The sequence below is a fragment of the Streptomyces sp. NPDC037290 genome (assembly GCF_055603245.1).
The window spans coordinates 666,164-689,971 of the sequence record NZ_JBVJVZ010000004.1 but is presented as its reverse complement, the minus strand read 5'-3'; the positions used below and the strand labels follow the sequence as shown (position 1 = coordinate 689,971).

Annotated in this window: 17 protein-coding genes; 6 read left to right on the top strand and 11 right to left on the bottom strand. The window is 71.7% G+C overall.

All coding sequences use genetic code 11. The annotated features are described in order from the left end of the window. Positions 1-35 precede the first annotated feature (35 nt). From ACZ7HQ_RS18085 to ACZ7HQ_RS18050, 8 genes are all read right to left on the bottom strand, one after another. Positions 36-1,451, bottom strand: a complete 1,416-nt coding sequence (locus ACZ7HQ_RS18085; protein ID WP_470990525.1) for a 3-hydroxybutyrate oligomer hydrolase family protein — start codon at positions 1,449-1,451, stop codon at positions 36-38. Positions 1,452-1,586: 135 nt separating this feature from the next. Beyond that, positions 1,587-2,822 (bottom strand): extracellular catalytic domain type 1 short-chain-length polyhydroxyalkanoate depolymerase, encoded by a 1,236-nt coding sequence (locus ACZ7HQ_RS18080; RefSeq protein ID WP_470990523.1) that lies wholly within the window; start codon positions 2,820-2,822, stop codon positions 1,587-1,589. 319 nt (positions 2,823-3,141) lie between these two features. After that, positions 3,142-4,044, bottom strand: coding sequence for a universal stress protein (locus tag ACZ7HQ_RS18075; RefSeq protein WP_470990521.1), 903 nt, complete (start codon positions 4,042-4,044; stop codon positions 3,142-3,144). A 138-nt stretch (positions 4,045-4,182) separates the two neighbouring features. Beyond that, positions 4,183-4,425 carry a DUF397 domain-containing protein gene (locus ACZ7HQ_RS18070; protein WP_470990519.1) on the bottom strand — a complete coding sequence of 81 codons (243 nt, stop codon included), beginning with the start codon at positions 4,423-4,425 and terminating at the stop codon, positions 4,183-4,185. Between the two features lie 82 nt (positions 4,426-4,507). After that, a complete protein-coding gene (locus tag ACZ7HQ_RS18065) occupies positions 4,508-5,674 on the bottom strand; it encodes a thiolase domain-containing protein (protein WP_470990517.1) in 1,167 nt (388 codons plus the stop codon). Next, positions 5,671-6,720 (bottom strand): thiolase domain-containing protein, encoded by a 1,050-nt coding sequence (locus tag ACZ7HQ_RS18060; protein WP_470990516.1) that lies wholly within the window; start codon positions 6,718-6,720, stop codon positions 5,671-5,673. Before ACZ7HQ_RS18060 ends, ACZ7HQ_RS18065 begins: the two co-directional genes overlap by 4 nt. Beyond that, complete coding sequence (locus ACZ7HQ_RS18055) at positions 6,717-7,658, bottom strand: Zn-ribbon domain-containing OB-fold protein (protein ID WP_470990514.1); 942 nt, start codon at positions 7,656-7,658, stop codon at positions 6,717-6,719. The genes ACZ7HQ_RS18060 and ACZ7HQ_RS18055 overlap by 4 nt, the downstream gene beginning before the upstream one ends. A gap of 112 nt (positions 7,659-7,770) precedes the next feature. Further along, positions 7,771-8,571: a crotonase/enoyl-CoA hydratase family protein gene (locus ACZ7HQ_RS18050; RefSeq protein WP_470990513.1), complete on the bottom strand. Its 801-nt coding sequence runs from the start codon at positions 8,569-8,571 to the stop codon at positions 7,771-7,773. Positions 8,572-8,770: 199 nt separating this feature from the next. Here ACZ7HQ_RS18050 and ACZ7HQ_RS18045 point away from each other — a divergent pair, with 199 nt between their 5' ends. The 3 genes from ACZ7HQ_RS18045 (at position 8,771) to paaK (ending at position 13,771) form a co-directional block, all read left to right on the top strand. After that, on the top strand, positions 8,771-10,387 hold the full coding sequence (locus ACZ7HQ_RS18045; protein ID WP_470990511.1) for an acyl-CoA synthetase: 1,617 nt from the start codon (positions 8,771-8,773) through the stop codon (positions 10,385-10,387). A gap of 295 nt (positions 10,388-10,682) precedes the next feature. Further along, complete coding sequence (locus ACZ7HQ_RS18040) at positions 10,683-12,275, top strand: alkaline phosphatase family protein (protein WP_470990510.1); 1,593 nt, start codon at positions 10,683-10,685, stop codon at positions 12,273-12,275. A 182-nt stretch (positions 12,276-12,457) separates the two neighbouring features. Next, the gene (gene paaK, locus ACZ7HQ_RS18035) at positions 12,458-13,771 is read left to right on the top strand and encodes a phenylacetate--CoA ligase PaaK (protein WP_470990508.1); all 1,314 of its coding nucleotides are present in this window, start codon (positions 12,458-12,460) and stop codon (positions 13,769-13,771) included. Between the two features lie 10 nt (positions 13,772-13,781). On the opposite strand, the gene ACZ7HQ_RS18030 is transcribed toward paaK, so the two are convergent. Then, on the bottom strand, positions 13,782-15,278 hold the full coding sequence (locus ACZ7HQ_RS18030; protein WP_470990506.1) for an acyl-CoA synthetase: 1,497 nt from the start codon (positions 15,276-15,278) through the stop codon (positions 13,782-13,784). A 208-nt stretch (positions 15,279-15,486) separates the two neighbouring features. Between ACZ7HQ_RS18030 and ACZ7HQ_RS18025 the strand changes: the two genes are divergently transcribed. The 3 genes from ACZ7HQ_RS18025 (at position 15,487) to ACZ7HQ_RS18015 (ending at position 21,019) form a co-directional block, all read left to right on the top strand. Beyond that, positions 15,487-16,917 carry a cytochrome P450 gene (locus ACZ7HQ_RS18025; protein WP_470990504.1) on the top strand — a complete coding sequence of 477 codons (1,431 nt, stop codon included), beginning with the start codon at positions 15,487-15,489 and terminating at the stop codon, positions 16,915-16,917. Next, positions 16,892-17,908 (top strand): (-)-alpha-amorphene synthase, encoded by a 1,017-nt coding sequence (locus tag ACZ7HQ_RS18020; protein ID WP_470990502.1) that lies wholly within the window; start codon positions 16,892-16,894, stop codon positions 17,906-17,908. The genes ACZ7HQ_RS18025 and ACZ7HQ_RS18020 overlap by 26 nt, the downstream gene beginning before the upstream one ends. A gap of 201 nt (positions 17,909-18,109) precedes the next feature. Beyond that, complete coding sequence (locus ACZ7HQ_RS18015) at positions 18,110-21,019, top strand: ATP-binding protein (protein WP_470990500.1); 2,910 nt, start codon at positions 18,110-18,112, stop codon at positions 21,017-21,019. Between the two features lie 49 nt (positions 21,020-21,068). Here ACZ7HQ_RS18015 and ACZ7HQ_RS18010 read toward each other — a convergent pair whose 3' ends face one another. Further along, entirely contained in the window at positions 21,069-22,619 is a 1,551-nt protein-coding gene (locus tag ACZ7HQ_RS18010) for an acyl-CoA synthetase (protein WP_470990498.1), read from the bottom strand. Continuing rightward, positions 22,616-23,743, bottom strand: a complete 1,128-nt coding sequence (locus ACZ7HQ_RS18005; protein ID WP_470990496.1) for an NAD(P)H-dependent flavin oxidoreductase — start codon at positions 23,741-23,743, stop codon at positions 22,616-22,618. Before ACZ7HQ_RS18005 ends, ACZ7HQ_RS18010 begins: the two co-directional genes overlap by 4 nt. Positions 23,744-23,808: the final 65 nt, after the last annotated feature.

The following is a 23,808-nucleotide window of genomic DNA, read 5'->3' as shown; positions in this document are numbered from 1 at the left end:
GCCGGGGACCCGCGCCGCTTCGGGACCGTCGCCGCTCAGCTCAGGCGGCAGCTGGTCAGGAGCGTGGCCGGGGTCGTGTCGGGCGGGCGCGGGACCGTGTGGTCGGCGGGCGGGAGGGCGGTGCCGTTGATCCAGCGTTCCAGGGCCTCGAAGGCCGAGTGGTGGCAGGGCACCATCGGGCGGAGCCGGTCGGGGAAGGCGTCGACGAGGGAGTCGGTGTGGGTGCCGTCCTCGATGCGGTAGTAGCGCAGCAGGGCACCCCGTCCGGCCGCGTGCACCATGCGGGCGTAGACGTCGGAGTCCTGGCTGATCGGCAGCAGCACGTCGAGAGTGCCCTGAAGGGTGATCAGCGGTTTGCCGATGCGTCCGGTGAGGGCGATCCGGTCGACCGCGCGGTGGACGGCGGCGGGCCGGGTCGCGTAGTCGTAGTCGGCGTCGCAGCGGGGTGCGCCGGAGGTGCAGAACGGAGTGCCGGCCTCGGTGGCGCCGTCGTAGCCGGGGTCGAGTTCCTCCCGGTAGATGCGCTGGGTGAGGTCCCAGTAGACCTGGTAGTGGTACGGCCACAGGAACTCCGAGCCGGCCGGGTAGCCGGCCCGGTGGAGGGCGGCCTCGGCCCGGGCGGCCGCGGGGCCGCCGGCGGCGTAGGCGGGGTAGTCGCGCAGGGCCTGCGGCAGGAAGGTGAGGAGGTTGGGGCCGGCCGTGCGCCAGAGGGTGCCTTCCCAGTCGACTCCGCCGTCGTACAGCTCGGGGTGGTGCTCCAGCTGCCAGCGGACGAGGTAGCCGCCGTTGGACTGGCCGGTGGCGATCGTGCGGGCCGGGGGCCGGTGGTAGCGCTGGGTGACGACGGCGCGGGCGGCGCGGGTGAGCTGGGTGAGGCGGGTGTTCCATTCGGCGATGGCGTCGCCGGGGCGGCGGCCGTCGCGGTGGAAGGCGGTGCCGGTGTTGCCCTTGTCGGTGGCGGCGTAGGCGTAGCCGCGGGCGAGCACCCAGTCGGAGATGGCCTTGTCGTTCGCGTACTGCTCCCGGTTGCCGGGCGTGCCGGCGACGACCAGGCCGCCGTTCCAGTGGTCGGGCAGGCGCACGACGAACTGGGAGTCGTGGTTCCAGCCGTGGTCGGTGTTGGTGGTGGAGGTGTCCGGGAAGTAGCCGTCGATCTGGATGCCGGGGACGCCGCTGGGTGTGGGCAGGTCCTTGGGGGTGAGACCGGCGTAGTCGGCCGGGTCGGTGTGGCGGGAGGCCACGGTGCCGGCGGTGGTCAGCTCGTCCAGGCAGTCGGCCTGTTGGCGGGCGGCGCCGGGCACCCGGAGGTGGGCGCGGCCGGTGCAGTGGCCGTCCGGTGTGCCGGTGGGTGCGGCCGTGGCCGGGGTGGTCAGGAGCAGGCAGGCCGCGGTGAGCGAGAGTGCGGGCAGAACGGCTCGGCGTGTCCGCCGTCCGGGCGCTGGGGTGGGCATACGGGTTCCTCCGGCTGTGGGTGGACGCGCTGGAGGCTAGGGGCTCAGTGGATGCGGCGGACATGTGTAGGGCCGCCATGAAGACGGCCCCAGTAGCATGGTCGGCCACTATGACCGGGCGTGGCTGACTGGATGTCAGGGGCAGCCGCCGTCGGCAATGGTGTAGTAGCCCGTGGGTGACTCCTTCAGGGTATGGGTGACGAACGTGTTGTAGAGGCCCATGTTCTGCTGTGATCCCTTGGCGTAGGTGTAGCCGCCGCTGGTGGTGGCCCTTCCGGCTTGCACCTGGGCGAAGTTGCTCGCCGTGAAGCAGGAGGCGTCGCCGCCGCCACCGCCGCCGCCCGGGTCGGAGGTGTCCAGGCCGAAGAACCGGGCGATCCAGTAGCTGGAGCAGATCGAGTCCGGGAAGTAGGGGGCTCCGGTGCTGCCGCACTGCTGGGTGCCGGTGCCCGGGTCGACCGGGGTGCCGTGGCCGATGCCGGGGACCCGGTCGACCTCGACGGCGACCGTGCCGTCGGCGGCGAGGTACTGGTCCTGCTGGGTGGCGTCGGGGCCGATGGTGGCGGTGCGGCTCGGGGTCTGGGAGAGGCCGTGCAGGGCCGTCCACTGGTCGCGCAGTTCCGTGGCGTTGCGCGGGACGACCGTGGTGTCCTGGTCGCCGTACCAGATGGCCGTGCGCGGCCACGACCCCGTGTACGCCGGATGGGCGTCCCGCACCCGCTGGGCCCACTGGTCCGGGCTGAGGTCGACGCCCGGGTTCATGCAGGTGTAGGGACTGTTGTCCTTGGTGCAGTCGTAGGGCAGGCCCGCGACGACCGCGCCCGCGGAGAACACGTCGGGGTAGGTCGCGAGCATGACGGCGGTCATCGCGCCGCCCGCGGACAGACCGGTGACGTAGACCCGCTGGGGATCGGCGCCGTAGGCGGTCACGGCCTGGCTCACCATCTGCCGCACGGAGAGGGCCTCGCCCCCACCGCGCCGGTTGTCCGTGGTCTGGAACCAGTTGAAGCACTGGCTCGGGTTGTTGGCGGAGCTGGTCTCGGCGAGGACCAGCAGGAAGCCGTCGCGGTCGGCGAGTTGGGGCAGGCCGGAGTTGTCGGCGTAGACCTGCGCGTTCTGGGTGCAGCCGTGCAGGGCCACGACGACCGGTGGGTGCGCGGGCAGGGACGCGGGCCGGTACACGTACATGGCGAGGGCGCCCGGATTGGACCCGAAGTCGCTCACCCGGGTGAGCGCCACAGAGGCCCGGGCGGCGGGCAGGGGACCGGCGAGCGCGGTGCCGAGGACGACGGCGACGACGGCGAGGAGGCGGGTCAGGAAGCGGGCACGGGGCGGCGCTCCGGGCACCTGGCGGAACGGCGGCAGCGGCATGGGCGGCTCCTTCGCAGGGCGGGTGTCCCGGGCCGCTCGCGCGCGGGGCGGCGCACACGGCGCCGGGCGTGGCGGAACCGTACGTATGTGTGGGGGTCGCCACCATGGCGCGGGACACCACAGCCCCGTCGGTGCCGCCCGGCGCCGCACGGATTGCGCGGCGCCGGACCCTCTGCTAGGGCCTGTCCGGCGGATCTAGCCCGCTCCGGGCAACGGCCTCGGGTCGGGACGGGCGAGCGCGCCATGTCCCGCGGCTGCGGCACGGTCCGCCGGGCAGGCCTTGAGCCGACCCGGTCGTACCCCCGCCGGGGCGCCGGGCTCAGCCCTCCGGCGGTCCCGGTGGCACCACCGCGACCGGGCTCGCGGCGTGCAGCAGGACGGCCTGGGTGACCGAGCCCATCATGCGGGCCGGTGCGAGCAGGCGCCGTCGGTGCCGGCCGACGACGACCAGTTCGGCGTCCTTGGATGCGGCGACGAGGTGGCCGGCCGCGTCGCCGGGCAGCGCCTCGGCATCGACGCGGACGTCGGGGTGCCGCTTGCGGTGCGGGGCGAGGAAGCCCTCGGCGAGGGCGCGGGTCTCGTTCTCGACGGCGCCCTGGTCGATCTGGGGTGGCACCACCTGGCCGGGGGCGGACCAGGTCTGCACCGGCCACGGGTAGGCGGCGATCACCTGGAGGCGGGCGGCGCGCAGGGCGGCCTCGGCGAAGGCGAAGGCGAGGGTGGCCTCGTCCGGACTGTCGGCGTGCAGTCCGACGACCACCCGGGGCCCGGCCTCGGCCGGCCCGTCGCCGTGCACTTGACGGCCGGGCCGGGGTACGACGACGACCGGGCACTCGGCGTCCCGGGCGGCGGCCAGGCCGTTGGAGCCGAGCAACAGGCTGGCGAAGCCGCCGCGCCCCCGGGAGCCGAGGACCAACAGCTCGGCGTCGATGCCGAGTTCCGGCAGCACGGCACCCGGTACGCCCTCCAGCGAGACGTACTCCACGGGGGGTGACTCGCCGCGGCCGGCGAGCCGGGTGTGCACGTCGTCCAGGACGGGATCGCCCTCCGCCTCGGGCGGCCCGGCGACCAGCACGTCGGCCTGGCCCCAGGCGGCGTACTGCCGTACGTGCACCACCCGCAGCGGTGCGGCGCGGCGGCGGGCGGCGTCCAGGGCCCATTCCAGCGCGCGCAGGCTGTCGTCCGATCCGTCGACCGCGGCGATGACCGGGGCAGTGCTCATCGTCCCTCACCTTTCGGAACACGACCTTCCCCCCGCTGGGGCCAGCCTGACGCAGGCCTCGGCCCCAGCGGGAGCCTGCTGGTCGCGTGTCCGGAAATCGGCTCGGAACACCCCCGGTTCAGATCAGGCGGACCGGGTTCAGGTGAGGTCGAACTCCCCTTCCCGGGCTCCGGAGACGAAGGCACCCCATTCCGCCGGCGTGAAGATCAGGGAGGGGCTCTCCGGACGGCCGCTGTTGCGCATCGCGATGAAGCCCTCGACAAAGGCGATCTGGACATCGCCCAGACCTCGGCTGCTGGACTGCCACTCGGCCTTGCTGAGGTCCAGCTCCGGCTTGTCCCAGGCCGCGAGCGGCTGCTGCTGGGTGATGGTCTCGGCCACGTCCGTGCTCCTCCCGGTTCGTCGTCCGCGGGTCAGCCTAGCGACCGGTCACGACGCCCAACAGGCCACGTGGGAAGGACTTTCAGGACTGCGGTGGCCGCGCTCCCACGAGCCACATGGAGAAGAACTGCGAGCCGCCGCCGTAGGCGTGTCCGAGCACCTTCCGGGCGCCGTCCACCTGGTGTTCTCCCGCCTGGCCGCGCACCTGGAGGGCGGCCTCGGCGAAGCGGATCATCCCGGAGGCGCCGATGGGGTTGGTGGACAGCACGCCGCCCGACATGTTGACGGGCAGGTCGCCGTCGAGTTCGGTCACCCCCGACTCGGTGAGCTTCCAGCCCTCACCCTCCTCGGCGAAGCCCAGGTTCTCCAGCCACATGGGCTCGTACCAGGAGAACGGCACGTACATCTCGACGGCGTCGATGTCCCGGCGCGGGTCGGCGATGCCGGCCTGCCGGTAGACGTCGGCGGCGCAGTCCTTGCCGGCCTGCGGGGAGACGAAGTCCTTGCCGGCGAACAGGGTCGGTTCGCTGCGCATGGCACCGCCGAGCACCCAGGCGGGCGGGCGGGGCGCGCGGGCGGCTCCGGCGCGGTCGGTGAGCACCATGGCGCAGGCGCCGTCGGAGGACGGGCAGGTCTCGGAGTAGCGGATGGGGTCCCACAACATGGGCGAGGCCTGGACCTTCTCCAGCGTGATGTCGTGCTCGTGGAGGTGGGCGTAGGGGTTCTTCAGCGCGTTGCGCCGGTCCTTGTAGGCGACGAGCGAGCCGACGGTGTCGGGGGCGCCGCTGCGCCGCATGTAGGCGCGCACATGGGGGGCGAAGAAGCCGCCCGCCCCGGCGAGCAGGGGCTGCTGGAAGGGGATGGGGAGCGAGAGGCCCCACATGGCGTTGGACTCGGACTGCTTTTCGAAGGCGAGGGTGAGGACCGTGCGGTGGACGCGGGCGGCGACCAGGTTCGCGGCCACGAGCGCGGTGGATCCGCCGACGGAGCCGGCGGTGTGCACCCGCAGCATGGGCTTGCCGACGGCTCCCAGCGCGTCCGCCAGGTACAGCTCGGGCATCATCACGCCCTCGAAGAAGTCGGGCGCCTTGCCGATGACGACGGCGTCGATGTCGGCCCAGGTCAACTCGGCGTCGTCCAGGGCCCTCAGGGCCGCCTCACGGACGAGTCCGGCGATGGACACGTCCCGGCGCGCGGCCACGTGCTTGGTCTGGCCGACGCCTGTGACGGCCACGGGCTCCTTGCTCATCGTGGATCCCCTTCGAGTACGGCGACCAGGTTCTGCTGCAGGCAGGGGCCGGAGGTGGCGTGCGCGAGGGCACGGTCGGAGTCGCCGCGGTGGATGCGGGCGGCGGCCTCGCCGATGCGGATCAGCCCGGCGGCCATGACGGGGTTGGCGGCCAGGGCCCCGCCGGAGGGGTTCACCCGCACGTCGGCGCCGAGGCGGAGCGCCCTGCGCAGGATCACCTCCTGGGCGGTGAACGGCGCATGCAGCTCGGCGGTGTCGACGGGCCGTTCGAAAGCCCTGGCCTTCTCGGCGGCGAGCCGGGCGGACGGTGAGTCGGTGAGGTCGCGCACGCCCAGGCCGTGCGCCTCGATACGGTGGTCGATGCCCCGGATCCAGGCGGGTCGCTCGCACAGCTGCCGGGCCCGCTCCCCCGCCGCGAGGATCACCGCGGCGGCGCCGTCGGAGACGGGCGGGCAGTCACCGGTGCGCAGGGGCCGTACGACGTAGTCGCCGTGCGACGGCCGGCCCTGGAGCCGGGCGTGCGGGTTGGCGGTGGCGTCGGCGCGGCTTCGGGCACCGACGGCGGCGAGTTCCGGTTCGTCAGTGTGGCCGGCATCCATGAGTGCCTGCGCCTGGAGAGCGGCGAGGGCTATGGAGTCGGGCCACAGAGGGGCCACGTAGTACGGGTCCAGCTGGCGGGTGAGCACGTCCCGCACCGAGCCGGGCGAGCACTTGCCGTAGGAGTACACGAGCGCGGTGTCGGCGTCGCCGGTGAGCAGCTTGGTCCAGGCCTCGTACAGGGCCCACGCGCCGTCCATCTCGACATGGGACTCGGAGATCGGCGGCCAGGCGCCGACTCCGTCCAGGGCGAGGGTGAACGAGAAGGCGCGGCCCGCGAGGTAGTCGCTGGAGCCGGAGCAGGTGAAGCCGATGTCGGCGGTCTTCAGGCCGGTCCGGTCCAGCACCTCGTGCAGCACCGGCATGAGCATCTCGACCTCGGAGGACTCCTCGGTGGAGCGCCGGTGGTCGGTCTGGGCGAAGGCGACGACCGCGATCTCCCGGGTCACAGCAGCTCCTTGAAGGTGTCGTAGTCGGCGTCGGGTTCGCCGGTGGGCCGGTAGTGGTCGGGGTAGCGGGTGTTCTCGGTCCACACCGGCTCGACGCGCAGGCCCATGCGCACCTGGTCGTAGGGGATGCCGCCGATCCGGGCGTGCAGGGCGAGGTCGGCGCCGTCGAGGGCGATGTGCGCGTAGACGTAGGGCACCTCGATGTCGAGGTTCTTCGCCTTGATGTTGACGATGCAGAAGGTGGTGACCGTGCCGCGCGGACCTACCTCGACGTGTTCCGCTGTGGCCACGCCACATGTGGGGCACGCACCCCTCGGCGGGACGTACACCTTGCGGCAGGAGGGGCAGCGTTCGCCGACGGTCCGCTGTTCGGAGAGGGCGTGGATGTAGTCGGACTGGGCGCGGCCGGGTGAGTAGGTGTAGTCGAGGCGGGCGGCGGCCACGATGCCGGTGACGGGCTCGGCGAACTCGGGTGGCCGGTTGCCCGGTTGTCCCGGTTCGCCTTCGTACGGCTCGAAGCAGGCGATGTCGGTGATGGCGCCGGTGCGTTCCCCGGCCCAGCGGACGCGGACCCGCATGCCGGTGCGGACGGCGTCGGGGCCGGGGACGTCGAGGGCGTGCAGCAGTGCGGTGTCGGCGCCGTCGAGCCGGACCAGGGCCCAGGCGAAGGGGGTGCCGAGGGGCTGGCCGCGGCGCGGCTCGTGGTTCCACGCCCAGGTGGTGACGGTGCCCGTGGGGGCGACCTCCACCAGGTCGCGGATCTCCTCGGCGGTGACGGGGTCGTACTCGACGGGCGGGACGAGGGTGCGTCCGTCGGTGGTCTTCACGCCGAGGACGACGCGTTCGCGCAGGCCGGTGAGGAAGGCGCTCTGGACGGGGCCGAGGGAGCGGGTGAAGGGGAACTCGACGACGAGGGGGGCTTTGAGGACTTCGGGCATCGGGAACTTGCCTCCTTCGGGAAGGTCGGTGAGGTCGCGCCCGAAGGGCGCCGGGAACTGCGCGAGCGGCCACACACGGCCCGCAGGTCCGGACCGCACCTCCAGCGGAGCGTCACGCCCGCCGGTAGACGGGGGGTCGCTTCTCCGCGAAGGCGCGGGCGCCTTCCTTGGCGTCGGCCGTGTCGAAGACCGGCCAGCCGCGAGCGAGTTCGGCCGCGAGTCCGTCGGTCTCCGTCATCTCGGCGGTCTCGTACACCGACGCCTTGACGGCTTCGACGGCGAGCGGGCCGCAGGCGTTGATCTGCTCGGCGATCCGAAGGGCCTCGTCGAGCGCGGTGCCGTCGGGGACGACATGGCCGATCAGGCCGATGGCGGCGGCCTCCCGGGCACTGTAGGGCCGTCCGGTGAGCAGCATCTCCAGGGCGTGGGTGCGCGGGATCTGGCGTTGCAGCCGGACGGTGGAGCCGCCGATCGGGAACAGCCCGCGCCTGACCTCGAACAGCCCGAAGGTCGCGGACCCGCCCGCGACCCGGATGTCGGTGCCCTGCAGGATCTCGGTGCCGCCGGCCACGCAGTACCCCTCGACGGCGGCGATGACCGGTTTGCGCGGGCGGTGGTGGCGCAGCATCGCCTTCCAGTGCAGGTCGGGGTCGGCCTTGAGCCGGTGGCGGTAGTGCTCCCCTTCCATGCCGTTCCCGGCGAGCGCCTTCAGGTCCATGCCGGCGCAGAAGGAGCCGCCCGAGCCGGTGAGGACGATCGAGCGGATCTCGTCGTCCGCGTCGGCCTCGAGCCAGCCGTCGTACAGGCCGACGAGCATCGGCAGCGAGAGCGCGTTCCTGGCGTCGGGCCTGTTGAGCGTGAGCACCAGTGTGGCGCCCTCGCGCCGCACGGTGAGGTGTTCCGTCCCGCCCATGGGCTTTCTCCCCTCGGTGAGAACGAGAACAGGTTGCAGGAGGCCGGGAGGCACTTCAAGGGAACCTCAGGAGTTTTCTGACAGACAGTCAGATTTATTGGCGTGGGCCCTTCACAGTTGCCGCGCGCTTTGCTCTGATGACCGGGCGAACCGGCCGATGCGCCGTCGGTCGTCAGGACTGCCGGGGTCAGGAGGAGCGGTGGAGTACAACCTTGCCGACCTGTTCGAGTCGGTCGTCGACGTGGTCCCGGACCGCGAGGCGCTCGTGTACGTCGACCATCCCGGCACCGGCGCGGAGCGCCGCCTGACGTACGCGCAGCTGGACGCGGCCGCCAACCGCATCGCCCACCACCTGGCCGACAGCGGGATACGCCCCGGAGAACACCTGGGCCTGCACCTGTACAACGGCGTCGAGTACCTGCAGACGGTGCTGGCCTGCCTGAAGGCACGGATCGTCCCGGTCAACGTCAACTACCGCTATGTTGAGGAGGAGTTGGCGTACCTCTACCGGGACGCCGACCTGGTCGCGCTGGTCTTCGACGCGGAGTTCACGGACCGGGTCGCGGGCGCACTGCCGCAGGCGCCGAAGCTGCGCCATCTGCTGCGGGTGGGCCCGGCGACGGCCGAGGTGGCGGGCGCGGTGGCGTTCGCCGACGCGGAGGCCGCCGGCTCGCCCGGGCGGGGCTTCCCGGCCCGCTCCGGTGACGACCAGTTCATCATCTACACCGGTGGCACGACCGGCATGCCCAAGGGTGTGATGTGGCGGCAGGAGGACCTGTTCTTCGCCGGGCTGGGCGGCGGCGCGCCGACCGGGGATCCCGTGAAGACGCCCCAGGAGCTGTCCGAGCGGGTCGCGGCGAGCGGCTCCGGCATCACCTTCTTCCCCACTCCCCCGCTGATGCACGGCACCTCCACGCTCACCGCGTTCATCGGGTTCAACTTCGGCCAGCGGGTGGTCCTGCACCGCAAGTTCGTGCCCCAGGAGGTGCTGCGGACCGTCGAGAGGGAGAAGGTGACCAGCATGTCGCTGGTCGGCGACGCGATGCTCCGGCCGCTGATCGACGCGCTGGGCGGGCCGCTCAAGGGGACGGACTGCTCGGCCCTGTTCAGCGTGTCCTCCTCGGGTGCGATCATGTCGGAGACGGTGCGCCGGCAGTTCCGGGAGCTGGTGCCGAACGCAGTACTGCTGAACAACTTCGGCTCGTCGGAGTCCGGCTTCAACGGTACGGCGACGGAGGACTCGGGTCCCGAGCGCGGCTTCCGCATCCGGGTCAACTCCCTTACGCGCGTGGTGGACCCGGCGACACACGAGACGGTCGCCGCGGGTGAGATCGGCCGGGTCGCCCAGTGCGGCCATGTGCCGCTGGGCTACTACAACGACCCGCGGAAAACCGCCGAGACCTTCTTCGAGAAGGACGGGCAGCGCTGGGTCCTGCTCGGAGACATGGCGACCGTCGACGAGGACGGTGTGGTGACCGTGCTCGGCCGGGGCTCGCAGTGCATCAACACCGGGGGCGAGAAGGTGTACCCGGAGGAGGTCGAGCAGGCGCTCAAGGCACACCCCGACGTGTACGACGCCCTGGTCGCCGGGGTGCCGGACGCCACGTGGGGCAATCACGTGGCGGCGGTGGTGCAGCTGCGCGAGGGAGCGGCGCGTCCTTCGCTGGCCGACATCCAGGGCCACTGCCGTACCCGGCTGGCCGGCTACAAGATCCCCCGCCAGTTGGTCATCACGGAGTCCATCCAGCGTTCCCCGAGCGGCAAGGCCGACTACCGGTGGGCCCGGGAGGTGGCGGTCGCGGCCGACCGGCGGTAGCGCGCCGGGGTGTCCGGCCGCCGTTCCCGACCCCCGCCGGGCTACTCTGTGCGCACGATCGATCCCTTTCGATCACCCACGGTCACCGTCGGCCGGATGAGTGAGGCCGCCCCAAGCCGTCGCCCCGGCATCGGGCCCCGCGCGGAAGGATCTCCGGGTGCTCCACCGCACGCCTGACCGCCTGCCGGAGAACGCAGCGGAGACGGGCACCACAACGCCCGCTGCCCGGCCCGGGGACACGCAGGGCGGCCCGTGCAGCCGGTGGCCGCACACCACGCGGGGGGTGGCCGTCGGGGTGAGCGTCCTCGCCGGTGCCCTCCTCCTGGCTTCCCTGCTGTTGCCGAACCAGCCCGACCGTCTCACCCCGGCCGCGTTCGCGCGTCTGCCGGGCGAGGGGATCGTGTGCGCCGCCGTGCTGCTCGTGCTGCCGGCCCCGGCGAGGCGGGCCGGGGCGGTGGCCCTCGGCATGGTGATCGGGCTGGTGACCCTGCTCAAGTGCCTCGACATCGGCTTCTACTCGATCCTGTTCCGCTCCTTCGACCCGGTGCTGGACTGGGGACTGCTGGGCAGCGCGGCGGACTGTCTGCGGGAGACGTCGGGCAGCACCGGGGAACTGGCCGCCGTCGCCGGTGCCCTGCTCCTCGCGGTCGCCGTGCCCGTCCTGACCGCGGCCGCGACGGTCCGGCTGACGGGCCTGATGGTCCGTCACCGTGCACGTTCGGTGCACGTCGTCCTGGTGCTGGGCACGGCCTGGACCACCTGTGTCGTACTCGGCCTGCGGACGGACGGCGCGCCCGTCGCCGCGGCGCTCGACGCGGGACTCCTCGGCGACCGTGCCCAGCAGGTCCGCGTGTCCCTGGCGGACGCGCGGCTCTTCCGGCGCCAGGCCGCCGTCGACGCCTTCGCCCGCACGCCGTCCGGCCGGCTGCTGACCGCACTGCGCGGCAAGGACGTGCTGTTCACCTTCGTGGAGAGTTACGGCCGTTCGGCGATCGAGGACCCGGAGCTGGGCCCGCGGGTCGACGCGGTCCTCCGGGAGAGCACCGCCGCCCTCGGGGCCGCCGGGTTCCAGGCGCGCAGCGGCTGGCTGCGCTCGCCGGTGACCGGTGGCGGCAGCTGGCTCGCCCACTCGACGTTCCTGTCCGGCTTGTGGATCAGCAACCAGCAGCGGTTCCGCACCCTCACCTCCAGCGACCGGACCACCCTCACCGGCTCCTTCCGCAGGACCGGTGCCTGGCGCACGGTCGGTGTCGTACCGGGCGTGCTGGCGACCTGGCCGGAGGGCCGGTTCTTCGGCCTGGACCACGTCTACGACGGCCGCCATCTCGGCTACCGCGGGCCGGACTTCGGCTGGTCTCAGGTGCCCGACCAGTTCGCCCTGGAGACGTTCGAGCGCCGGGAGTTCGGCAGGCGGGGCAGGGGCCCGCTGATGGCGGAGATCGTCCTCACCTCCAGTCACTATCCCTGGGCGCCGGTGCCCCGCGTGGTCGACTGGGCGGCGCTGGGCGACGGCTCGGTCTTCCGTCAGGTCAGGCGTGGCGGCAGGACCGAGAAGGAGGTGTGGAGCAGCCCGGCGGGCGTGCGCGCCGCGTACCGCGCCTCCATCGAGTACTCGCTGACCAGCCTCGTCGACTTCCTGCGGCGCTACGGCGACGAGAACACGGTCCTGGTCTTCCTGGGCGACCATCAGCCCGTACCGACCGTCACCGCGAACAGCACCCGCAGGGATGTGCCGGTCACCCTCGTCGCCCACGACCCGAGGGTGCTGGCCCGGATCTCCGGCTGGGGCTGGACGAAGGGCCTGGAGCCCGCCCCGAACGCCCCCGTCTGGCCGATGGACGCCTTCCGTGACCGGTTTCTGGCGGCGTTCGGACCGCGACCGCGCTGAGTCCGCCGGTACCGCGTCGGCACGGCTCGACCTGCTGGTTCTCCGTCGCGGTCGGCGCAGAAAGTTCCCGCAGCCCTCTTGCCCGCAGCCGCGTGGCCTGAATTACTGGCCCCGGACGGAACGACCGAATGATCGGTCGCCCGGAATGTGAGGACGCGAGGACGGGCGAGGGAGACGACTCGATGGCGGACGCGACGGATCTGCTCGACGCGGGCGAGCGACTCGGCCCCGAGGAACTGCGGGCGCTCCAGCTGGAGCGGTTGCGCACCTCGCTGCGGCACGCCTACGACCACGTGCCGTTCTACCGGGAGTCCTTCGCCAAGGCCGGCGTCCACCCGGAGGACTGCCGGTCCCTCGCCGACCTGTCCCGTTTCCCGTTCACGACCAAGGCCGACCTCAGGGAGAACTACCCGTACGGCATGTTCGCCGTGCCCCGTGAGCGGATCCGCCGGCTGCACGCCTCCAGCGGCACCACCGGGCGTCCCACGGTGGTCGGCTACACGGACAACGATCTTTCCCTGTGGGCCGACATGATGGCGCGGTCAATCCGGGCGGCCGGCGGACGGCCCGGTGACATCGTGCATGTGGCGTACGGCTATGGCCTGTTCACCGGTGGTCTGGGCGCCCACTATGGTGCCGAGCGCCTGGGGTGCACGGTCGTCCCCGCGTCCGGCGGCATGACGGCCCGCCAGGTGCAGCTCGTCCAGGACCTGGAACCGGCTGTCATCATGGTGACGCCGTCCTACATGCTCACCCTGCTGGACGAGTTCGAGCGGCAGGGCGTGGACCCCCGCGCCACCTCGCTGCGCGTGGGCGTCTTCGGGGCCGAGCCCTGGACCGAGCAGATGCGCCGCGAGATCGAGGAGCGGTGCGCGATCGACGCCGTCGACCTCTACGGTCTGTCCGAGGTGATCGGCCCGGGTGTGGCGCAGGAGTGCGTGGAGACCAAGGACGGGCTGACCGTGTGGGAGGACCACTTCTATCCGGAGGTGGTCGATCCGGTCACGGGTGCGGCGCTGCCGGAGGGTGAGCGGGGCGAGCTGGTGTTCACCTCCCTGACCAAGGAGGCCATGCCGGTCATCCGGTACCGCACCCGCGACCTCACCCGTCTGCTGCCCGGTACGGCACGGGTGTTCCGGCGGATGGAGAAGATCACCGGACGCAGTGACGACATGGTGATCCTGCGCGGGGTCAACCTGTTCCCGACCCAGATCGAGGAGATCGTGCTCCGCACGCCCGGCGTGGCGCCCCACTTCCAGCTCCGGCTGACCCGGGAGGGCCGGCTGGACCGGCTGACCGTCCGTGCCGAGGCCCGCCCGGACGCGGGTCCCCAGGCACGGGAGGCGGCGGCCCGGTCGATCGTCGCGGCCGTGAAGGACGGCATCGGGGTGTCCGTGGACGTGGAGATCGTGGAGCCGGAGTCGCTGGAGCGGTCGGTCGGCAAGATCCGCCGGATCGTGGACCTGCGCCCCAAGGACGCCGGGACCCCGCTCTGACACCCACCGGCTAACCGCTGAAGCGGTCCCGCAGTCGGCGCTTGAGGATCTTCCCGCTGGCGTTGCGCGGCAGCTCGGTCACGAACAGCACGCGCTTGGGTGCCTTGAAGGGCGCGAGCTTCTCCCTCACATGCGCGATGAGCTGTTCCTCCGTCACCTCGCCGCGCGGGACGACGACCGCCGTGACGGCCTCGATCCAGCGCTCGTCGGGCAGGCCGATCACGGCGGCCTCGGCTACGGCCTCATGGGTGTAGAGGGCGTCCTCGACCTGGCGCGAGGCCACCAGGACACCACCGGAGTTGATGACGTCCTTCACCCGGTCCACGATCGTGAAGTAACCGTCGGCGTCGCGCACCGCGAGGTCACCGGAGTGGAACCAGCCGTCCCGGAAGGCCTCGGCACTCTCCTCGGGCTTGTCCCAGTAGCCTTCGCACAGCTGCGGTGAGCGGTAGACGATCTCGCCGGGCGTGCCGTCGGGCACGTCCGCGCCCTTGTCGTCCACGACCCGCGCGTCCACGAACAGGACGGTACGGCCGCAGGAGTCGAGCCGGCCCTCGTGTTCGTCGGGGCCGAGCACCGTGGCCAGCGGGCCGATCTCGCTCTGTCCGAAGCAGTTGTAGAAGGCGAGCCCCGGCAGGCGCTCCCGCAGCCGCCGCAGGACCGGGACGGGCATGATCGAGGCGCCGTAGTAGGCCTTGCGCAGGCCGTCGAGGTCGCGGGTGGCGAAGTCGGGCCGGTTCGCCAGGCCGATCCACACGGTGGGCGGGGCGAACAGGCTGTCCGCGCGGCCCGCTTCGATGAGTTCGAAGAGCCGGTCCCCGTCCGGCGCGTCCAGGATGGTGTTCGTCGCGCCGACCGCGAGGTAGGGCAGCAGGAACACGTGCATCTGCGCCGAGTGGTACAGCGGCAGCGCGTGCACCGGGCGGTCCCCGGCGCTCAGGTCGAGGGCGGTGATGGCGCTCAGGTACTCGTGCACCAGGGCCCGGTGGGTCATCATCGCGCCCTTGGGCAGGGCGGTCGTACCGGAGGTGTAGAGCAGCTGCACCAGGTCCTCGGTGCGGGGTTCCGGTCCGTCGTACGGCGGTGAGTCCGGCAGCCGCGCGAGGAGCGAGCCCGCCGCGTCCCTGAGCGGCAGCACGCGTACCCCTTCCGGGAGGCGGCCGGCGAGGCCGGGGTCGGCGAGGACGAGGGTGCTGCCGGACTGGCCGACGAGGTACGCCAGGTCGTCCCCGGTGAGGCTCTGGTTGACCGGTACATGGACCAGGCCCGCGCGGGCGCAGGCGAGGAAGGCGATGAGGTAGGCGTCGGAGTTGTGGCCGTAGGCGCCGACCCGGTCGCCGGGGGTGAGGCCCTGCGCGAGCAGGACGGAGGCCGCGCGGGAGACGGCGTCGTCGAGTTCCTCGTACGTCCAGCGGCGCTCGCCGTACTCCACCGCGAGGCGGGCCGGGGTGCGCCGGGCACTGCGTCGCAGCACCCCGTCGACCGTGCTGCCGTGTCCCTGCGTCATGACAGCCGATCCTCGGTCCCCCGCGCGGGCTGGTCAAGCATCGCCGGTCGGTCACCGAAAGCAACTATTTGCTTCTGCGTGCTCCCGTGCGCCCCTTTGGAGAAAGGTTTCCGGAAACCGAGCGCCGTCGAACCTGGGCAGGACATTCTCAAGCCAAGTCCGTGGCACGTTCATATATTTCATGCGTTACGTCGTGCAGGAGGTACCCATGAGTCGTGCTGTGCCCGAACGGAAACGAACGTGGAGGACTGGTACTGCTCCCGGCATATTCCCGGTCTTCGGCCACGGTATCGCCTTCTACCGCCGGCCGCTGGCCTTTCTGAATTCTTTGCCCGCGCACGGGGATCTGGTCGAGATACGGCTTGGCCCCCAGCGCGCCTGGATGGTGTGCCACCCGGAGCTGGCCCACGAGATGCTCATGGACCCGCACACCTTCGACAAGGGGGGCCCTCTGTACGACAGGCTCGGAAAGCTGATGGGGGACGGTCTCGTCACGTGCCGCCAGCCGGCGCACCGCGACAAGCGGGCGCTGCTGCAGCCCGGCTTCCGTCCCTCCCACGTCGTCCGGTACACGGACCTCGTCACCGAGGAGGCCGAGACGGTCTGCCAAGGGTGGCGGACGGGCCGGACGGTTCCCGTCAGCGAGGCGCTGATGACCCTCACGACCCGCGTGATCAGCCGCGTCCTCCTCTCCGACTCGCTGGACGACACGACGACCGCCGAGGTACGGGACTGTCTCACCGACGTCGTCCGTGGCCTGTTCGTCCGCACGGTCGTACCGGTCGACGCCCTGTTCCGCCTGCCCACACCCGCCAACCGCCGGTACCGGCGCGCGCTCTCACGCCTGCACGCGATCATCGACGCGGTGATCGCGGAGCGTCACCGGGGTCCCGACCGCGACGACGTACTGGGAACCCTGCTGGCGGCCGCGCGCGGTGGCGAGGCGACGGCGATCACCGACCAGGAGGTCCACGACCACCTGATCACACTGCTGCTGACGGGCGTCGAGACCCAGGCACTGGCCCTGGCCGCCGCCTTCAGCCTGCTGGCCCGCCATCCGGAGGCGGAGCGCCGCCTGCACGCCGAGCTCGACTCCGTTCTCGCCGGGGGCCGACGGCCGGGTCCCGACGATCTGCCGCACCTCGTCTACACCCGGTGCGTCGTCTCCGAGACGCTGCGCCACTCCTCGCCTGGCTGGCTCTTCACCCGCGTCACCACCGGGGAGACGGAACTCGCCGGGTGCCGTCTGCCCGCGGGAGCCACCGTTCTGTACAGCCCCTACCTCCTGCACCACGATCCCTCGTCGTTCCCCGACCCCGAGCGTTTCGACCCCGGCCGCTGGCTGCCGGGCAAGCCCACCGCCGAACAGCGCCGCGCGATGATGCCGTTCTCCGCGGGCAACCGCAAATGCCTCGCCGACGAGTTCGCTATGGTGGAGGCCACCCTGGCGCTCGCGACCATCGCCGCCCGCCGGCGCCTGCGCCATCTGCCGGGATACGTCGATCAGAAACCGCGCCCCGGGATCACGATGGGACCGCGTTCACTGGTCATGATCTGCGAACCCCGTGCACAAGCAGCACCCGCCACTCGCGCATCGGATTCCCGGACGGCAGGTGACCCCCTTGTCGACAACACATGAGGAAATCCCGGTCGGTGTACCGGACCGGACTCGGGTCTTCACTCTCAAGGACCTGATCGACACCCACCTCCACATGCCCTTCCCGTTCCTGCGCAACCCCCATCAAAGCGAAGCCGCGGCCGGCGTCGACGCATGGCTGAGCCTGTGGGGGCTGACCGACGAACCAGGCGTGGCGGCGATGATCGCTCGAACGCGCCCCGCCGAGCTCGCGTCCTACAACAGCCCCACCATGGATGCGGGCCTGCTCCAGGTCATGGCCAATCAGATCGCCTACCAGTTCGTCTTCGACGACCTCGCGGAGGACATCGGCCGGCGTTCTCCGGGGCGGCTGCTGCCGATGCTGGGTGAGAGCGTCGCGATTCTCCGGGACGGCCGGCCACCCAGCACTCCCCTCGGAGCGGCCCTGGCCGACCTCCACCGACAGGTCCGTGAGCGGTGCACTCCCGCGCAGGCCGAGCGGTGGGCCTGGAAGAGCCGTGAATACGTCCACGGCTTGTTGTACGAGTCGGTGGCGCAGGCCCAGCCGCACCTTCTGCGGACCGGGGACTGCACCTCCATTCGGTCGCTGACCGCCGGCGTCGAGCCTTTCTACCCGCTCTGCGAGGCCGCCCAGCCGCAGGAACTGTCCCCTGCCGAGCTCCACCACCCCGCCGTACAGCGGCTGAGCCGGCTGTCGGCCGACGCGGCGGTGTGGATACCCGACCTGTACTCCGCGGTGAAGGAACAGCGTGCCGGAGAAATGATCAATCTGGCCCTGGCGCACCAGCGCGAGCGCGGATGCTCCCTGCAAGCCGCTGTCATCCTGGCCATCCAGCAGATCAACGGCACGATCGAGGAGTTCCAGAAGCTCTACGCGGAGGTCAGGCCGGAGCTGAGCCCCGCGGGCGTCGGTTATGTGGAGGGCATGATCGGCTGGATCCGGGGGTGCTACCACTGGTCCCGCAATGTGCCGCGCTACGCGGATGTGGCATCGGTGCCCGCCGAGTCATAGGGACACCTGACACACTCCCGCGGCATCGCCGACTCGAGGTGACCATTCGGGTCTCAATACCCGAAGGGCGCACATTATCCCTTCTACAGTTCATCATTCACCCGATGGTGCTCAGTCCGGTCTGCCCGTACCTGCCTGAGGCGTACGCTCGGCCCACCACAGCCCTCTCCCCGGGCCGAACGACAGAAGGCGGTACGGCACATGGTGATGGAGCCGCGGCACCCGATCACGGAGCAACAGACTTTGATCGAGCGCCGTCGGGAACTTCAGGCCCTCGACGCCGCGTTCCAGGAACTGCGGCGCACGAGGGACGGCGTGCCCCGCGCGAGGCGCAGGGGGCTGCTCGCCTTCACCGGACCGGCCGGACTGGGCAAGACAGCCCTCATCACGGAAGCACGCGCCAAGGCCGCGGCGTACGGGATCACGGTGCTGTCGGGCCGGGGAGGGGAGACGGAACAGCGGTCGGCGTTCCGTGTGGTACGCCAGTTGATGCAGCCCCCGCTGGCCACCATGGACGAGGCGGAACTCCGTGCCTTCCTGGGAAGCTGGTACGACACCGTCGCCGCCGTGCTCGGTCTCGAGGCGAAGGGAGCCGCCCCCGCGCCGGATCCGACCGGGGTCCGCGAAGGCCTGGACTGGGTCATGACGCGCCTCACGGTGAAGAAGGCACCCGTCGTCCTGCTCCTGGACGACCTCCACTGGGCGGACCCCGAGTCCCTGAAGTGGCTCGCCTCCTTCGCGCCACGGGTCGCTGACCTCCCCTTGTCGATCGTGGTCGCCTACCGGCCCGACGAGCTGCCCCAGGAAGCGGGCGGCCTCCGTACGCTCGTGGGACACCAGGGAGAGCGGCCCCATGACCTGGCCCTGCTCACCCCCGACGGCGTGGCGCGGATCGTCAGGAAGGAAGTCGGAGAGGCGGCCGAGGACCAGTTCTGCAAGGAATGCTGGTCGGCCACGGGCGGCAGTCCCTTCGAAACGGTGGAGCTCGCCATCGGCCTCGCCGAACGCAAACTCAGCGGCACCGACGACGACCTGCCCGCCATGCGTGAACTGGCCACGGCGATCAAAGGCCCGGGACTGATCGAGCGTCTGCACCAACTCGACACCGCGACCGTCCGCTTCGCGCATACAGCCGCCGTCCTGGGCTCGCCCTTCTCCCCGCGGCTCGCCGTGACCATCGCGGTGCTCGGTGACGAGGCGGCTGCCGAGGCGGTCCAGAGGCTGCGCGCGGCCCGGATCCTGGCCGACGGCCACGGCCCCGAGGGTGAGATCGAGTTCGTCCACTCGCTGATCGCCACGACGATCTACCGGTCCATCGGCAAGGGCTTCCGGGCCGGTCTGCACAACGCCGCCGCGGATGCCGTCCTGGCGGCGGGGTACGGCCCCACCGCCGCCGCCCGGCATCTGCTGGAGGTCCCGTGCGAGGGCAATCCCGAGGCGGTGGCATGTTTCCGTGAGGCCGCCCGCGAGTACCTCCGGGCCGGGGCGACCGAGGCCGCCCAGCGTCTTCTGACCCGCGCGCTGCAGGAGCCGCCCCTTCCCGAGGACCGCGCCGCGGTCCTGCACGAACTGGCGTGCTCCACGTTCCTGATCGAGCCCACGGCCACGGTGCGGCATCTGCGCCAGGCGCTCGCAGAGCGCGACGTCGACCCCGATCTGCGCGCCTCCATCGTCTTCCGGCTGACGCAGGCCCTGGCCCACACCGATCAGATGGCGGAGGCCGAGAGCGTGGCCACCGAGGAGGCGAAGCGGGCCACGAACCCTCGCGTGAAACTGCGCATGCAGGCGGACCAGTTCGTCTGGGGCATGTTCCGCGCCGACGACCTCGACTCACCCGCTCGCTCGCGGAGACTGGCGCGTCTGGCCGAGAAGTTGCCCGGCCGCAGTCTGGAGGAGCGCTGCATCCTGGGGCTGCGGGCATGGGATGCCGTCATGCGCGGCGAACCGCGGCGCAGCACCCTCGCCTGTGCCGAGAAGGCCCTGGACGGCGGCATGAGCTGGACGGACGAGAACCGGGGTTTCGAGGTACCCGTCTCGGTCGCGCTGGTCTTCATGTACGGCGACCAGCCCCGACGGGCTGAGGAGCTGTTCAGCAGGGGGATCGCCGAATGCGTGGCCAAGGGCTGGCGCGGCTCCCATCTGGCCCTGGGCCAGACCCTCGCCGGCTACATCCGCTACCAGCGCGGCTCCCTGGCCGAAGCCGAGAACCTCGTACGGGAAGGTCTGTGCATCGCCGACAAGGTGGAAGGGGCCGTACCCGCACAGTGGTTCGCCATCGGCATCTTGATCCAGACCCTGCTGGCCCGTGGGCGCGTCCACGAGGCGCGCGCACTCGCCGACGAGCACCACTTCGGGGAGATGGCCCCGAATGCCGTGATCTACCCCGACCCCCGCACCGTGTACGCGGAACTGCTCCTGGCGGAGGGACGGCACGCCGAAGCGGCTGTGCTGCTGTCCGCGGTCGGGAACTGGCTGGACGGGCGGGCCTGGCGCAACCCGGCCTGGTGCCCGTGGCAGCTGCGGCTCGCGACCGCGCTCGCCCCCACCGACCGGGACACGGCGATCGCCCACGCCGAGGACGCCGTCCGCCGCGCCCGGGACTTCGGGGCCGCCTCCATCGTCGGCCGGGCCCTGCACACCCTCGCCGAGGTGACCGGCGGGACGGCGGCACTGGATCTGTACGCGCAGGCCGTGGGCCACCTGGAGCAGTCGCCCGCCGCCTACGAACTCGCCCGCGCCCAGATCGGCCACGGCGCCGCGCTGTCCCGCAACGGGCGGCTGCAGGAGGCCGCCGACCGGCTCTACCAGGGCCTGGAAGGAGCCGTCCACTGCGGAGCGGAGGGACTGGCCGCCCGGGCCAGGGCAGAGCTCTCGTCATCCGGACTGCGGCCGCTGCCCTTGCGCTACGTGCAGGCGGAAACCCTGACCGACCAGGAACGCCGTACCGCCGAACTGACCGCCCAGGGACGCTCGGTGGAGGTGATCGCCAAGGAACTGCGCCTGACCCAGCAGGGTGTGCGGCAGTTGCTGTCCAGCGTCTACCGCAAGGCCGGCACCGACGCCGCCGGTCTCGCCGGGTTCCTGGAGAACGGTCCTTGCCACCGCCCGTGAGACCGTGCGTCCCCGGCTGCGCGCCGGACCGTGGTCACACCGGCCGTGGTCACACCGGCCGTGTGCGCCCCTCCCAGTACGGGTCCCGCAGGCGCCTCTTGTAAAGCTTGCCGTTGGGGTCGCGGGGCATCTCGGCGATGAAGTCGACGCTCTTGGGCCGCTTGTAGCCGGCGAGCCGCTCGGCGCAGTGGTCGAGGAGGGACGCGGCCAGGGCCGGGCCGGGGTCGTGTCCGGGGGCCGGCTCGACCACGGCCTTGACCTCCTCGCCCCAGTCGTCGTGCGGGATGCCGAAGGCGGCGGCGTCGGCGACGGCCGGGTGGGAGAGCAGCACGGACTCGATCTCGGCCGGGTAGATGTTCACCCCGCCGGAGATGATCATGTCGATCTTCCGGTCGCGCAGGAAGAGGTACCCGTCCTCGTCCAGGTAGCCGAGGTCGCCGACGGTGAAGAAGTCGCCGATGCGGTTCTTGCGGGTCTTGGCCTCGTCCTTGTGGTAGGCGAAGCCGCCGGTGCTCATCTTCATGTAGACGGTGCCCAGTTGACCGGGCGGCAGGCGGTTGCCGTCGTCGTCGAAGACGGCGAGTTCGCTGATCGGCCAGGCCTTGCCGACGGTGCCCGGCTTCTTCAGCCAGTCCTCGGCGGTGGCGAAGGCGCCGCCGCCCTCGCTGGCCGCGTAGTACTCCTCCACACAGTGCCCCCACCAGTCGATCATGGCCCGCTTGACGTGGTCGGGGCAGGGGGCGGCGCCATGGATGGCGTGCCGCATCGAGGAGACGTCGTAGCGGGCCTTCACCTCACCGGGAAGGGCCAGCAGACGGTGGAACTGGGTGGGGACCATATGGGTGTGCGTGCACCGGTGGGTGTCGATGCGCCGGAGCATCTCCTCGGGGGTCCACTTGTCCATCAGCACCAGACGGTGACCGATGTGCAGGGACGCGCCCGCGAACTGCAGGACGGCCGTGTGGTAGAGCGGCGAGCAGACCAGGTGGACGTTGTCGTCGAACGGCTTGATGCCGAAGATCCCGAGGAAGCCGCCCAGGTACGCCTCCTCGGGCGCCCTGCCGGGCAGCGGGCGGCGGATGCCGCGCGGGCGCCCCGTCGTGCCGGAGGTGTAGTTCATGACCCAGCCGAGTTCACGGTCGGCGGGGGCCGACTCCGGCCGGCCGTCGAGGAGTTCGGCGTACGGCCGGAAGCCGTCGACCGCCCCGACGCCGTACCGGTGCGTGGCCGGGAGCCCGGCCTCGTCGGCGGCCCGGCGCGCCGCGTCGGCGAACCGCTCGTGGGCGATGAGCACCTTGGCACCGGAGTCGGCGACGATCCAGGCGATCTCGGGGCCGACGAGGTGGTGGTTGACCGGGACCAGGTAGAGGCCGGCCTGGGTGGCGGCCAGGTAGGCGGTGATGAACTCGGCGCCGTTGGGCAGGACGACGGCGAAGGCGTCGCCGCGTTCCAGGCCGGCCGTGCGCAGCCCGTGGACGAGCTTGTTGGCGGCGGCGTGGAGGCGTCCGGAGGGCCACTCCTCGCCGTCGGGAGCGACCAGGACGGGACGGTCGGGGTACTGGGCGGCCTGCGCCCAGAATCCGGCAGGGGGTGTGCTCACGACTGGCCGCTCCTTCCGGCGATGCGGTTGATGCGGTTCACGGCCTCCTCGAAGCCGCGGGTGAGGTCGTCGAAGACGGCCCGGACACTGCGTTCACTGCGCATCCGGCCGACAATCTGGCCGACGGGCGTGCCGAGCAGCGGTTCGACCTCGTACTTCTGGATCCGGGAGACGGCCTCGGCCACCAGCAGGCCCTGCAGCGGCATGGGCAGGGTGCCGGGTCCGGCCGGGTCGTCCCAGGCGTCGGTCCACTCGGTACGGAGCTGACGTGCGGGCTTGCCGGTGAGGGCGCGGGAGCGGACGGTGTCGCCGGACCCTGCGGCGAGGAGCTTGCGGATCAGGGCGGGCGCGTGCAGATCGGCTTCTGTGGTGGTCAGCCATATGGAGCCGAGCCACACTCCTTGGGCGCCGAGTGTGAGGGCGGCTGCCACCTGCTGTCCGCTGCCGATGCCTCCCGCGGCCAGCACGGGCAGCGGGTCGACGGCCTCCACGACCTCGGGCGTGAGCACCATGGTGGCGATCTCGCCGGTGTGGCCGCCGGCCTCGTAGCCCTGGGCGACGACGATGTCGATGCCCGCTTCCTGGTGCTTGCGGGCGTGCCGGGCGCTGCCCGCGAGCGCGGCGACCAGGACGCCCCGGTCGTGGGCACGGGCGACGACGTCGGCGGGCGGGGAGCCGAGGGCGTTGGCGAGGAGCCGGATCGGGTAGTCGAAGGCGACGTCGAGCTGGGTGCGGGCGACGTGTTCCATCCAGCCGGTGATGCGCCACCCGGACGCCTCGCCCTCGGCCAGTTCGGGGACGCCGTACCGGGCGAGGGTCTCGCGCACGAACTGCCGGTGGCCCTCGGGGATCATGGCCTCGACGTCCGCCTCCGTCAGTGTGCGGTTTCCCGGGGCCTCGGCCTTCTTGGCCGGCATGACGACGTCCAGCCCGTAGGGCCGGCCGCCGGCGTGCGCGTCGAGCCAGTCGAGGTCCCGCTTGAGGTCGTCGGGAGCGGTGTAGCGGACCGCGCCGAGCACCCCGAAGCCGCCGGCCCGGCTGATGGCCGCGGCGACGGCGGGGAACGGCGTGAAGCCGAAGACGGCGTGCTCGACTCCCAGTTTCCTGCTCAGCTCCGTCTGCATGGCCGCAGGATGCCGCAGCCGGCCCGACGACGGAAGAGCTTTTCTGACGTTCCGTCAGATTAGTT